The organism is Rickettsia fournieri (genome assembly GCF_900243065.1).
Lineage (GTDB): Bacteria > Pseudomonadota > Alphaproteobacteria > Rickettsiales > Rickettsiaceae > Rickettsia > Rickettsia rickettsii.
Genome location: NZ_LT978484.1, coordinates 622591 through 635957, shown reverse-complemented (window position 1 = coordinate 635957; position 13367 = coordinate 622591). Strand labels below are relative to the sequence as shown.

Here is a 13367-nt window from a genome sequence, read left to right as displayed (position 1 = left end):
AGTTAATAAGGGGGGAAAATACCGAAATATGATAATATTTCAATTTCTAGATTTTCCATAATATTTGCTTCTGTGTCATTTTGATGATCAAAACCAATTAAGTGTAAAATACTATGTATTAAAAGATGAATAAAATGATTCTCAAAAGTTTTGTGCTGCTCGCACGATTCATTATATATTACCTCATAACAAAATGCTATATCACCTAAATGCATATAATCAGAGTCACCTAAAAATTCAAGTTTAGAATATAAATCCTGCCAATTTAATTCGTTGCTTGGAAAAGAAAGAACGTTAGTAGCTTTTTCTATATTACGAAATTGTTTGTTTAAGGTCAATATTTCTGCAGCATTTGTTAGTAAAATTGATAATTCAAATTGTTTTATTTTACTAAAATTATCAAACCGCAATAAAATATTTTGAGTTATTTTTTTGATTAAACTCTTATTGATCTGCTTATGCTCACGCCATTTGTTGTAGTTTCTTACAATTTCTACGTTTATCATTGTACCAAATATTGAATAAATAGTCGTTATAGACTTAGCTGTAATTTAAGAACATATTTTAAAAGCTGTATATCTTCATTAGAGATAACGTTAATTTTAGATTTTAATCTTAATTTGCTTACTGTCATTATTTGATCAGTCATGGCTTTACCTTTTTTGCTACCTATCATTACGTAGGCTTCACAAGGATAGCATTTATCGATGTTACTAGTTAAAGGTATTACTTGAACACGATTTAATGAAGCATTTGAGTAATTATTGCCGGTCTTACCTTAGCGACTTCCCACCTAACAAAGGATTAAAGTCGACCACCATACCTCAGCTCTTTTCATAAAAATCGCGTTCTATTAACTTTTCTACCCACTCATTGGCCTTCTCCTCAGCTTTTGTATCTTGAGCCATGGCTTTGTAAGCGGCTCCAAGCTCCTCATTAATTACATAAGGTTTTACAAGTTGCTCAATAAATTTGCTAATTTTACGTTCACCTATTACAGAATAAAGCCTATAATAAACCGCTTAATCTATAGTAATTGTCAATTTCTTCTGCATAAAATACTCGTATACACGTGTGTTACACGTATGATATCATATATATAAATTAATCAACATGAGGATTATTTACTTTAGTAAACAAAGATAATAGCTATGAAAACTGACCACACAGGCAATAAGATGATATTTTAAGACACCAGTTTTTGTTGGTAATTCTCTTTTAATTTTTGAAAATCCTCATCGGCATGGTATGAAGAACGGGTTAGCGGGCTTGCCGAAACCATCAAGAATCCTTTTGTTTTTGCGACTCGCTCTAGATATTTAAACTCTTCCGGCGTAACATATTTTGCGACCTCAGCATGATTTTTGGTAGGCTGCAGATACTGCCCGATAGTTAGGAAATCAACCTTTGCTTCTCTTAAATCATCTATAACCTGTACTACTTCATTTATTTCTTCCCCAAGTCCTACCATCATACCGGATTTTGTAAAAATTTCAGGAGATAATTTTTTGATATTATGAAGTAAACTTAAAGAATTATAATATCTAGCCCCCGGTCTAATCGTTTTGTATAAAGACGGTACTGTTTCGACATTATGGTTAAAAACGTCAGGTTTTGCGTTTGCTATTATTTCAGCTGCTCCTTCTTTTCTTAAAAAATCGGGTGTTAGAATCTCAATAGTAGTATTTGGCGATGATTTTCGGATTTCGCTAATACACTCCGCAAAATGTGAAGCTCCGCCATCCTCAAGATCATCACGATCGACGGAAGTAATTACCACATGCTTAAGATTTAGCTTTTGTACCGCCTCCGCTAACCTTTGCGGTTCATGCGGATCAAGTAAATCCGGTCTACCCGTTTTAACGTTACAAAACCTACAGGCTCTAGTACAAACCGAACCTAAAATCATCACAGTTGTATGTTTTTTTGACCAGCACTCACCAATATTAGGACAAGCAGCTTCCTCGCACACAGTATTTAATCTCAGATTCTTTATTAAATCTTTTGTATTATAGTACTCTGTAGAATTAGGAGCTTTTACTTTTATCCAATCAGGTCGTTTATTTAAATTAGCCATAAAACGGAAATAATTTAATTAATTTTGTCACTTCATTTAATACTTTCTGCTCAAGATCGCTATTATCTTCATTATTTTTTAAGCCGTCTAAAATATCTGCTACCATATGACCGACTAATACAAAATCCTTTTCTTTAAAGCCTCTAGTAGTACATGCGGGAGTACCAAGGCGAATACCTGAAGTGATAAAAGGCGAAGTTTCATCAAACGGGATAGCATTCTTATTACACGTAATCCCTGCTCTATCCAAAGAATTTGCTGCAAGCTTACCCGTGATTCCGTCTTTACACAAATTCACTAAAACAATATGATTATCGGTACCACCTGTTAATATATCATATCCTCTTTCTTGCAAGCTACTTGCTAAAGCTTTAGCGTTACTTATTACCTGCTGAATATAACTTTTATATTCAGGCTGCAAATTTTCTAAAAAAGCTACGGCTTTTGCAGCGATTATATGCATTAACGGACCACCTTGTAGTCCTGGAAATAATGCAGAATTTATTTTGTGACCTATCTCTTCATCGTTAGATAAAATTAAACCGCCTCTTGGACCTCTAAGTGTTTTATGAGTAGTAGAGGTAACAGCGTGAGCGTAAGGAATAGGGCTTTGATGCTCACCTGTGGCAACAAGTCCTGCAATATGAGCAATATCTGCCATAAAGTAAGCTCCTACTTTATCCACGATTTCTCTAAATTTTGCAAAATCAATATTACGAGGATAAGCAGAAAAACCGGCTATAAGTAATTTTGGTTTATGCAAATCCGCTAAGCGTTCAATCTCATCATAATCGATTAAATAAGTCTCTTTATTTACGCTATAAGAAACGGCATTAAACCATTTACCGGACATATTAGGAGCTGCACCGTGCGTTAGATGCCCACCGCTATCTAAGGACATACCAAGAACCGTATCACCCGGCTGTAATAAAGCAAGATATACAGCCTGATTTGCTTGTGATCCTGAATGAGGTTGGACATTTGCATATTTGCAGTTAAAGAGTTTTTTTACTCGTTCTATAGCTAAATTTTCAGCTTTATCTATTTCCTCGCAACCGTTATAGAATCGCTTACTTGGGTATCCTTCGGCATATTTGTTAGTCAGAAGCGACCCTTGAGCTTCAAGCACAGCAGGACTTACGAAATTTTCTGATGCAATAAGCTCGATTACGCTACTTTGACGTAGCTTTTCATGCTTTATTATTTCATTAATCTCTTTATCCGTTTCGTGTAAATTATTATTAAAAATATTCATTCATCCTCATATTTTTTTGGTTTTGTTGTGTGGATATCTAATCGTCATTGCGAGGAAAAATTGAAAATTTTGACGAAGCAATCTCATACCAAAATCCTAAGATTGCCACGCAGCCTACGGCTGCTCGCAATGACGGTTATTTATAAAATTAATCGCAATCTCAAGCCCCCGTCCATCTATTGAATGAGCAAGAGACGTTAATTTATGTCCGCTATGTTCTATATGCAGCTTAGATAAATAGTTTGAAGCATTATACATCTCGCTAACACCGACCACCTCATCTAATTCCCCATGAATCAAGCATATAGGAGTAAGCTTATTATTAACGTCCATAGGTGGAATTAATGCACCCGAAAAACCTATAGTACAGAAAAACGGCTCTTTTTGAACTAGTGTTAAATATAACCCTATCATCGTACCTTGAGAAAAGCCAATAATGATAGTATCTTTGTTGGTTAGATTTAACTCGTCCTGCTTTTGCTTTATTATATCTTCAACCTTAGAAATATTATTTGCAATTAGCTTTGCCATAATATGCGGGCCGCGGTCTTGCAAACTAAACCATTGTCTACCATAAGGCATCATATCATAAGCCTCAATACCATGCGGGGAAATAAAATGACAATTGGGTAAATAATTTTTGATATAAGGCACAAGTCCTATTAAATCATGTCCGTCCGAGCCGACACCGTGCAGTAATACTACTAGCTTCTTCGGCGGCTGCTCTTTACTTTCTACTTCGGGGTATTCTAAATATTTGCTCATGTTTTTATATGTTTATGTACTTAAAATATTAAGGTTGAGTAGTAGTATACGAAGGTCAATTTCAAAAAGAGCAAGGAGTCTGCAAGGCGAGGAGCGTATACTGAATACGTGAGCACCGCAGAACTTGCTAGACGACTACGCCAATTTTTGAAATTCACCGAGTATACGCTTTCAACATCTTCTCAAGTTCTCCACTTTGATATAACTCTCTAGCAATATCACACCCGCCGACTAATTCTCCGTTAATGTATAATTGTGGGAATGTCGGCCAGTCGCTAAATTTTTTTAAATCTTCACGTAATTCAGCATCAAAAAGTACATTAATATCACGAAATTCTACACCTAATTTATTCAAAATAGCTACTACGGTTCCTGAAAATCCGCATGCAGGCGACTTTTTAGTACCTTTCATGAACAATACTACTTTATTATTTTTTATTTCATTTTCTATAAATTTAAAATTTTTATTTTCTAGCATTTTAAGACTCAATAATTTATCTTCTAAAATACACTTTCTATAGCAATATATGCAAGCACAAATAGTTAATAAAATTTTTGAGATTTTTAGCAAGAATAATCCAAATCCGAAAACCGAATTAATATATAAGAATGATTTTACCTTATTAGTAGCGGTAATATTATCTGCTCAATCCACCGATATATCAGTAAATTTAGCAACTAAATCTTTATTTGAAACTTATGATACACCAGAAAAAATTTTAGAACTCGGCGAAGAAGGACTTAAAAAATATATAAAATCTATCGGACTATTTAACAACAAAGCAAAAAATATTATCGCATTATGTAAAATATTGATAAGCAATTATCAAGCTTCAGTACCGAATGATTTTAAGGCATTAATTAAACTACCGGGCGTTGGCAGAAAAACTGCTAATGTTGTACTAAATTGCTTATTCGGCATGCCTACAATGGCAGTTGATACGCATGTCTTTAGATTAGCCAAAAGAATCGGGCTTGCTAAAGGCGGTACTCCTGAAATAGTAGAAAAAGAGCTACTGCAGATTATCGATAAAAAATGGCTAACGCATGCCCATCACTGGCTAATTCTGCACGGCAGATATATATGCAAAGCTAAAAAACCCGATTGCGACATCTGCCCTATTAAAGAGTATTGCGATTATTATTTTAACCTTAAATAAGAGTTATAATAAATCTTATAAATTACCAATTATTTCTGAATAATCTTCATGTTCTATAGAATTAGGTTTAGGATCAAGTGTTGCTAATGTTTCTAAATGACAAGCAACGAACGGTGCACCTTTTACCTTGCCCCCTGAATAGATACAGATGTTTGCAAAACCAAGCGAATTCTCCTTCCATTTGTGCACTAGTTAATTCATGTAATATATTACAGTTTTTATCATAAAGACTAAATAAAGTTTTGTCATTATCCTCAATAAGTTTTATAGGGGTTTGTTTATTATCTAAATTTTCTTGCTGATGTCCTATATGGGACTGTTGCGAGATAATTTTTAATAGTAAAATGAGAGGAAAACAGATAAATAAATATTTAGCTCTGTCCAAATATTTTTAAAAAGAAATTCTGTTTAATATTGAGATAAAATTTATTCAATAGTATAGTAATTTAATAGAGATTTGTTTACAGAGTTAGGATTTTTATTAACAAATTTCTCTAAGCTATTAAAGTTGTTAAAACCACTAATCGTTTTAAATTAAAACATATGGCATTCATAAATTCAGAGAATTGATTTTTGGCAATTCCTATATATCTAACCCGTTTATTATCTTTTGAAAATACCCTCTCAAAAGGTGCTCTGATTTTCGTATAATATTTATCAAGGTCAAAATTCTTATCTTTCATATTATTTTTCTTTATTGAGCAAAGATGGAACCCCTTTTTAGCTGCTGCATTCTTGGCAGAGATTGTACAATAACCTTTATCAACATATGTAGCACCGGAGCTTGGCATAACATGCTTAAAACCTTTGCTATCAGTAACATTTGCAGGGGTAACTGCAACCTTATTGATCATTCCTGATTGAATATCGACACTCACATGTTTTTTATAACCATACCAAAATTTATTTGCTCCCTTACAGCCAATTTTAGCTTGTTTATCCTTTACAACCTTAGGCAGAGTCTCATTATTCAATTTATCATATTTTTGTGTTCTTAGTTTATCACGTTCCTCCCAAAGATTAGCTTTTGAGATTAAATGAGAAGCATCTACAAAGGTAAATACTTCACCCATATAGCCTTGTGCTCGTAGTTGATCTCGGAATTTTACAAATATTTTTGATAGTAAATTAGTGCCTATTTTTTTACGTATTTTACTAAATACACTATAATCAGGCGTCTTCTCTGTAAGAGCAAAATCACAAAACCATTTTGCCGCTGTGCTATCAGCTAAATAACGTTCCAATTCCCGATCCGATAAGTCTTCCATAAATTGCAGCAGCAAACATTTAAACAGCCTCACTATACCATAGCCTTTATAGTTAGCTTCGCATTCTACTGCTAATAACTCAGCTTCAACTGCTTTAAAATTGAATAAACTTTTGAATTTACGATATTGATGATCCACACTTATTAACTCATCTAAACTTACCATTATCATTTGATACTCAGACATATGAACATATTTTTTGTTTTTTTTAATTATACCTGCTATCCTCTCATCTCGCAACAGTCCCCTAAAGCATTTTTAACTTTCTTGACGACATCAGATAACTCCTCCTTAGGATTCTTAGCAAATTTATTAAGCTCTATCGTATGTAACTCTATATCTTTAAAATATACTAAACCACTTTTTATTTCCTTTAACTGAAAAGAATTATGATATTCATCTGTATCTGTAATACTGGTAAAGTTAAGTATGTGTATCCCTATTGTTTTATTTAATGCCGCATAATCTGATCCCTCTTTCAGTTGCTCCGTATACATTTTCGCCCAGTAATACAAAGCTCTTTTATCGTAATCCGCTTCATCGGTTACTTGGATTTCGATATTATACCTTTTACTGCTTTCACTTTTGGCTTTTATATCAAGTATAGATAGTTTATCGGCTTTAAAATTCTTTGGATTATACGGATTAAGTAATGTTACTTCTACAATCTGATCTTTCTCACTTACTATCACATTAATAAGCGATATCAATAAATCTTTAATTCTCTTCTACTCCAAAGATTTTTTTAAACGCTAAATCTACTCTAGGATTAACTTTTGACATATTATTATGTTACTGAATGTGATTTTTCTCTTTATTTTAGCATATTCTGAGGTAAATATTCTACTATAAATTTATATTAAATCTTTTGCTTATTCACCAATCTATATATCTCTTTTTTACTATAAACATCTTTGAATTTGTCATAAACAAGTTCGGTAGTAGTTTTGCTACTTAAGTTTTTACTTAAGCAAAGTTCTATAAATTTTTCTAAATTTTTGTGTTGGTTTTGTTCCTGTATATTTCCTGAAATCAACAATACTATCTCACCTTTTAAAATATTATTTTGATAGAACTTTATTATTTCATCTATATCCCCTGTTTTTATTTCTTGATACAGTTTAGTTAACTCACGAGCTACACATATTTCTCGGTTTCCTAGTATTTCCTTAGCTACCGATAAAGTATTTATCAAACGAGGGGCCGTTTCAAAAAAAATCAAAGTAGCCTTAAGATTTACTAGTTCAGAAAAAATCTTTTTCTTACTTTCTATAGTTTTAGGTAAAAACCCGTGAAATAAAAATCGATCAGTAGGAAGAGCCGATAAAGTTAGAGCAGTAACCGGTGCAGATACTCCCGGTACTACGTCTATATGACAATTAAGATTGCGTATACCTCTAACTAACTTATAGCCGGGATCGGAAATTAAAGGAGTCCCTGCATCAGAAATTAAGCTTATTATATTGCCCGATCTTATTAAACTTATGATATTTTCTCTATCTTTCTCGTCACTATGATCATTATAAATTTGTAATTTTGTATGAATGTCATGTTTTGCTAGCAATTTTTGTGATATTCTAGTATCCTCGCATAAGATAATATCCGAATTTTTTAAAGTCGATATAGCACGAAGCGTTATATCTTCAAAATTACCGATCGGTGTTGAAACAATATATAATCCCGGTTCGGAAAGATATCTAATCATAGTTTTTTAATTTTAAGTAACATTATGGCTAGTATAAAACATAAACTACGAATCGTTCTATCATTTTTTTGCTTTATATATTTAACGTCCTGTCAAACTCCTAAAGAAGAACCTATAAGTTTTCCTAAAAAAGAACAAACAGACATTGAGATTGCAATTTTAATGCCAAATCAGGGTCCTGATAGTATTGTCGGGAAACAATATAAAGATTTAATTAAAATGGGACTTAACGACGGAATCAAATCTTACATACATGTTACTTCTTACGATGGTTCAGACGAAAAAAACGTTTTAGCCGCTATGGATAAAATAGTAGCACGTAAAACTAAGATTATTTTAGGTCCTCTATATTCTAACTTTACCTCTCTAATAGCAGAAAAAGCAAAGGCAAATGATATTATTATAATAACTATGTCAAATAATCCGGCTCTTGCAGAAGATAAATTATTTGTATTCGGTCATGCACCTTTAAAACAACTGATACGTATCATTAATTATTACGCAAGTAACGACCATAAAGATTTTATGGCATTATTACCTAAAGGGAAGCATTCGCAAACTATTAGTCAAGTAATGCAAAATATATTGATTCAGAACAATGCATCATTATCACGCACTGAATTTTATGAGGATAATCCTGAATCTATAGCAAAAGCCGCAAGAAATATTTCAGACAATACCGATATTATAAATGAACGTAGCGACACGACAAAACCGGTTATTTATCTATCAGACGATCCAAAAAATTTAAACCTACTCACTGATAGTATTCGTAAATATAATTTAGATAAAAAGGCTATTTTAATTGGTGATAATCGTATTGATATCGATTACCCTGAAAATATCGATATTAGCTTTACTGGCTCTTTAAATTTACTGAATAGCAACGTTCCGGATAGGGCAAAAGACTTAGGTATTAACCATATAGGCTTCATGCATCTTCTTTCTTATGATTTAGGACGTATGACTGCAAACTATATAGGCAATGAATTTGCATCTGAAAGGTTTTTAAATAGAATGAACAGTAGACAACCTTATATAGGTTTATCCGGTAATATTTATTTCATCGATGGAGTAGCTCAGAGACGATATGATATTATTAGGAAAGAGAATGGGATATATTCTACTGTTTCAGGAAATTAGGACGTTGTTGTATCTTAGTCACTCAGTGACCTGACCATGTGTTGTACGAATGTTCAGGATATCATTCCCGCGGAAGCGGGAATCCAGAGTAAAGCGAAATAAATCGAGCTTTTCAAAAAAGCTTTAAAGTACTGGATTCCCGCTTCCGCGGGAATGACATTGAGTAGGTTTTTCAAGCCATGCAACAAGGCTGGTCAAACCACGGGATGACAAAGGGACACTAAAGATTAATTATTTATTTTTATCATTATCACTACCGTCGTCTTTCATGCCGTCTTTAAAAGCTTTAAGACCTTTAGCAAGATCGGACATGACTTGCGGTAATTTGCCAGCACCGAATAATACAAAAATAATTAATAAAACTATTAATAAATGGCTAAAGCTCATTCCCATGATATTTTTGCTGTATAAGTTAAAATTTAATTATATAAGATATTATAGCTCTAATCTAGGATAAAATAATTAAAGAAATGTTTACTAAAAAACAATTTTCAGAATTTTTTGCTACTTTTTTTTATATTGGGAAAATAAAATACTGCCCAGGCACTTTTGGATCGATTGCTGCTTTCCCTCTAACTTATTTCTTAATATATTTTATTGTTAATAACAAAATAATCATTCCTTTCTTAAGTCTTACTTTCGGTGAAGCTCAACTTGTCAGTATATTTATTATAAGCTTTAGCCTATGTTTGATACTCTTAATACTCGGCACTTATTTTACTAAAATATATTTAAATTATACAAATTCAGAAGACCCTAAAGAAGTGGTCATTGATGAAGTAGTAGGGCAAATGCTAACTATTGTTTTAGTATTTTTTTCCGCTTTATTTGCTAATGAATCGTATTTAATTAAATATTTTAGTCCGCTAACAATAAATATTATATTACTTTTCGTATTACCTTTTTGTCTATTCCGATTTTTTGATATAGTAAAGCCCTGGCCTATTAATTGGTTGGACAAAAATATTAAGGGCAGTATCGGCGTTATGCTTGATGATTTGCTAGCCGCAATATTTGCTGCGGTAACTCAATACGCAATTATATTTGTGTTAATAGATATTCGACAATAGATTTGCTATAAAAAAAGATCATTGACTAATTTCTAATATAATAATATGATACGATAAATTTTTAAAGAGATAGTTTTCATGTTCGCAGTTATAAAAGCAGGTGGAAAACAATATAAAGTAGACAGAAATAGTATTATTAAAGTCGAAAAAATTGATGGAGAACTTGGCTCTAAAATTCAGTTTGATCAAGTTTTAATGATTGGCGAATACTCAAAGCCTTCTTTTATTGGGACTCCAATAGTTAAAGGGGCTATCGTTACGGCTGAAATTACTAACCAACTTAAAGATAATAAAATTATAGTCTTTAAGAAAAAGCGTAGAAAAAATTATCGTCGTAAAGCCGGTCATCGTCAAGAATTGACGGAATTAAAAATATTAGATATTATCAAACAATAATAATAACTTAAAAGGAATTATAAAATGGCAACAAAAAAAGCCGGTGGTAGTTCTAGAAACGGAAGAGACTCGGCCGGTCGAAGGCTGGGAGTTAAAAAAGCCGATGGACAATATGTAATACCCGGTAATATTATAGTTAGACAACGCGGCACAAAAATTCATCCTGGAATGAATGTAGGGCTTGGCAAAGATCATACAATATTTGCTTTGATAGAAGGTAGAGTAGAATTTTTAACTAAGCGAAATCATAAAATCGTGAATGTTAAAGAAATTGCCAGTGCTTAAGTATTGCGGTTTGATCTACTAGTGTTACGTGGAACGGAAAATGCTTTTTATGGCATTGTTGCGTTGATTGGTAAAATCCACTTGGTCACCCCGTGGCTTGACTACAGGGTCCATAAAAACAATTTAAAGTACTAATATTATTAGTATTTTAAGCTGGATCCCGCGATCAAGTCGCGAGATGACAATTGAAAACCGTTCCACACAATAATGTCTGTAAGTGAGCTAGATGACGACAGACGGAAATTAATTATATAACATAATATTCTATTAGGCTTTCTTTACTTATGGCCTTAATAATTCAAAAGTTCGGTGGCACTTCCGTTGCAAATATTGATAGAATAAAAAAAATCGTTCCTATCATAAAAACCGAAATAGCTAAAAATAACCAAGTAATTATAGTAGTTTCGGCTATGGCAGGTGTTACTAATCAACTTGTCACATTGTGTAATGAAGTATCAAGCCTTAACAACATTTCTCAATTTGCAGAATATGATGTAGCACTTTCTAGCGGTGAAATAGTCACTGCTTCATTACTAGCGCTCGCTCTTCAAGAAGAAGACATAAAGGCGCGATCATTTCTAGCTTGGCAATTACCGATGCTCACCGATAATAATCATAGTAAAGCTTTAGTAGAATCAATTACTACAGATTTACTAGAAAAATATTTACAGTTAAATACCGTCCCTATAATAGCCGGTTTTCAAGGAATTAACAAATCCAATAGATTAACTACTTTGGGCAGAGGAGGATCTGATACTACTGCCGCCTTAATCGCTGCAGCTATGAAAGCCGATAGATGTGATATTTATACCGATGTAGAGGGAATATTTACTGCTGATCCAAGAATTATTCCCAATGCCAAGAAGATAAAAGAAATAGATTTTTTAGAAATGTTAGAACTAGCATCAAGTGGAGCAAAAGTACTACACCCTAGAGCCGGAGAGTTAGTAATGCGGTATAAAATAGATATGCGTGTTCTGTCAACATTTTCACCGGATACAGAAGGTACGTTAATCACTTCAAAGGATAAAAATATGGAGAATGGGATTATTAACAGCATTACTTCTAATAAAAATTTATTTAAAATATCTGTAAAGAGCATTTCTTTAAGTTTTTTGCAAGTTGCAAATATGATTACACAAAATAATAATCATATTGAGTTTATGCAAGAGATAAAAAATAATGAAGAATATAGTTTTATTACAAATTTAACCGATAAAAATAATTTACAAGCTTTACTGACTAATTTAAAAGATGATAAGCAGATACAAGATTTTACTTTTGATACCGAAATTGCTACAATCTCTCTTATTGGTTATGGGATTAAAAATGATTGTAAATTACTTGAAACGATATTATCAAAGTTAACGAACGATAATATAAATGTTCACATGATACAATTATCAGAAGTTAAAATTACCTTATTCATAAATGATCAAGATGCAGAAAAAACAATTTTTAATTTATATAATCTCTTAGATTCTGCATCTGAAATTTAATTTAACATGGCTCCTACTACAGAAAAATTTTATAATTTGTGACAAAAAAAGTTAAAATAGATTAATTTCAATTTCATATATAAGACCTAAATACTTAATTCAATAGCTTAAATTTATTATTTTCATTATAATTATCTTCTATTTACTATCTATTAGTTATATATTAATAAATAAGTCTAAGAGACTATCTATGAAGTTATTTTAACTCTCAATTTTTAGGAGTAAATTTTACAGGAAAAAATAATGAGCGAAGATATAAGGTCAAAAGAAAGATTTAATCAGATTAACGATATATCAGAAACAAATAAAGATGATCCAGAAGAAATTAGAAATAATTTCAAAAAATTTGTACTGAATATATTAGAAACAGACAATATAACCCCGTATAAGTTAAGTGAAAAAACAGGTACTCATGAAACAGCGTGGAAAAATTTTCTAGATGGTCGTACAAAAATGCCTGATATGGGAGCAATTGTTGCTCTTGCAGATTATAAAAATGTTCCACTAGATGAAGTAATAGGCAGAGATATAAATAAAGCAAAAAAGACAACGGTAGAAATAAAACAAACTCCGGAGATATCGGCATCTATAGCTAAACTACCAAAAGATATACTTCAAGAAGCCATGTTGATAGGAGAAAAAACTAGAGGATTTATTCATAAACCAACAAATAAAAAGACAAAATCTTTTGCTGAACAAGTTAAAAGCTCTAATAAACCGAAAGGAAGGTCTATCTAAATAAAA

At 32.2% G+C, this 13367-nt stretch carries 17 protein-coding genes and 1 pseudogene; 7 read left to right on the top strand and 11 right to left on the bottom strand.

Annotated features, from left to right (window positions below):
- Positions 1-2 precede the first annotated feature (2 nt).
- The 6 genes and pseudogenes from ybeY to grxD form a co-directional block, all read right to left on the bottom strand.
- Positions 3-506 carry an rRNA maturation RNase YbeY gene (gene ybeY, locus C4Q30_RS06435; protein WP_010977713.1) on the bottom strand — a complete coding sequence of 168 codons (504 nt, stop codon included), beginning with the start codon at positions 504-506 and terminating at the stop codon, positions 3-5.
- Positions 507-532: 26 nt separating this feature from the next.
- Positions 533-754, bottom strand: a pseudogene (locus C4Q30_RS06430) (type II toxin-antitoxin system PemK/MazF family toxin); the annotation flags it as partial.
- Between the two features lie 432 nt (positions 755-1186).
- Positions 1187-2077 carry a lipoyl synthase gene (gene lipA / locus C4Q30_RS06425; RefSeq protein WP_014121060.1) on the bottom strand — a complete coding sequence of 297 codons (891 nt, stop codon included), beginning with the start codon at positions 2075-2077 and terminating at the stop codon, positions 1187-1189.
- Positions 2070-3332 carry a serine hydroxymethyltransferase gene (gene glyA / locus C4Q30_RS06420; RefSeq protein ID WP_103897538.1) on the bottom strand — a complete coding sequence of 421 codons (1263 nt, stop codon included), beginning with the start codon at positions 3330-3332 and terminating at the stop codon, positions 2070-2072. Before glyA ends, lipA begins: the two co-directional genes overlap by 8 nt.
- Positions 3333-3446: 114 nt before the next feature.
- Positions 3447-4097, bottom strand: a complete 651-nt coding sequence (locus tag C4Q30_RS06410) for an alpha/beta hydrolase family protein (protein WP_103897537.1) — start codon at positions 4095-4097, stop codon at positions 3447-3449.
- A gap of 154 nt (positions 4098-4251) precedes the next feature.
- Positions 4252-4575: a Grx4 family monothiol glutaredoxin gene (grxD, locus tag C4Q30_RS06405; RefSeq protein WP_024704355.1), complete on the bottom strand. Its 324-nt coding sequence runs from the start codon at positions 4573-4575 to the stop codon at positions 4252-4254.
- Between the two features lie 49 nt (positions 4576-4624).
- Here grxD and nth point away from each other — a divergent pair, with 49 nt between their 5' ends.
- Complete coding sequence (gene nth / locus C4Q30_RS06400; RefSeq protein ID WP_103897536.1) at positions 4625-5257, top strand: endonuclease III; 633 nt, start codon at positions 4625-4627, stop codon at positions 5255-5257.
- Between the two features lie 15 nt (positions 5258-5272).
- Here nth and C4Q30_RS09125 read toward each other — a convergent pair whose 3' ends face one another.
- From C4Q30_RS09125 to rsmI, 4 genes are all read right to left on the bottom strand, one after another.
- Positions 5273-5446: a hypothetical protein gene (locus tag C4Q30_RS09125; protein ID WP_209445243.1), complete on the bottom strand. Its 174-nt coding sequence runs from the start codon at positions 5444-5446 to the stop codon at positions 5273-5275.
- A 305-nt stretch (positions 5447-5751) separates the two neighbouring features.
- Positions 5752-6765 carry a transposase gene (locus tag C4Q30_RS06390; RefSeq protein WP_209445201.1) on the bottom strand — a complete coding sequence of 338 codons (1014 nt, stop codon included), beginning with the start codon at positions 6763-6765 and terminating at the stop codon, positions 5752-5754.
- Positions 6747-7235: an Rpn family recombination-promoting nuclease/putative transposase gene (locus C4Q30_RS06385; protein WP_209445214.1), complete on the bottom strand. Its 489-nt coding sequence runs from the start codon at positions 7233-7235 to the stop codon at positions 6747-6749. The genes C4Q30_RS06390 and C4Q30_RS06385 overlap by 19 nt, the downstream gene beginning before the upstream one ends.
- 149 nt (positions 7236-7384) lie before the next feature.
- Positions 7385-8230, bottom strand: a complete 846-nt coding sequence (gene rsmI / locus C4Q30_RS06380) for a 16S rRNA (cytidine(1402)-2'-O)-methyltransferase (RefSeq protein WP_103897535.1) — start codon at positions 8228-8230, stop codon at positions 7385-7387.
- Between the two features lie 24 nt (positions 8231-8254).
- Here rsmI and C4Q30_RS06375 point away from each other — a divergent pair, with 24 nt between their 5' ends.
- Positions 8255-9373 carry a penicillin-binding protein activator gene (locus C4Q30_RS06375; RefSeq protein WP_103897534.1) on the top strand — a complete coding sequence of 373 codons (1119 nt, stop codon included), beginning with the start codon at positions 8255-8257 and terminating at the stop codon, positions 9371-9373.
- A gap of 231 nt (positions 9374-9604) precedes the next feature.
- Here C4Q30_RS06375 and tatA read toward each other — a convergent pair whose 3' ends face one another.
- Positions 9605-9766, bottom strand: a complete 162-nt coding sequence (tatA, locus tag C4Q30_RS06370; protein WP_004997483.1) for a twin-arginine translocase TatA — start codon at positions 9764-9766, stop codon at positions 9605-9607.
- Positions 9767-9843: 77 nt separating this feature from the next.
- Between tatA and C4Q30_RS06365 the strand changes: the two genes are divergently transcribed.
- From C4Q30_RS06365 to C4Q30_RS06345, 5 genes are all read left to right on the top strand, one after another.
- Entirely contained in the window at positions 9844-10443 is a 600-nt protein-coding gene (locus C4Q30_RS06365; protein ID WP_103897533.1) for a phosphatidylglycerophosphatase A family protein, read from the top strand.
- A 78-nt stretch (positions 10444-10521) separates the two neighbouring features.
- Complete coding sequence (gene rplU, locus C4Q30_RS06360; protein ID WP_103897532.1) at positions 10522-10839, top strand: 50S ribosomal protein L21; 318 nt, start codon at positions 10522-10524, stop codon at positions 10837-10839.
- 24 nt (positions 10840-10863) lie between these two features.
- Positions 10864-11124 carry a 50S ribosomal protein L27 gene (rpmA, locus tag C4Q30_RS06355; RefSeq protein WP_103897531.1) on the top strand — a complete coding sequence of 87 codons (261 nt, stop codon included), beginning with the start codon at positions 10864-10866 and terminating at the stop codon, positions 11122-11124.
- Between the two features lie 284 nt (positions 11125-11408).
- Positions 11409-12623 (top strand): aspartate kinase, encoded by a 1215-nt coding sequence (locus C4Q30_RS06350; protein ID WP_103897530.1) that lies wholly within the window; start codon positions 11409-11411, stop codon positions 12621-12623.
- 243 nt (positions 12624-12866) lie between these two features.
- Positions 12867-13361: a transcriptional regulator gene (locus tag C4Q30_RS06345; protein ID WP_103897529.1), complete on the top strand. Its 495-nt coding sequence runs from the start codon at positions 12867-12869 to the stop codon at positions 13359-13361.
- The last annotated feature ends 6 nt before the right edge of the window (positions 13362-13367 follow it).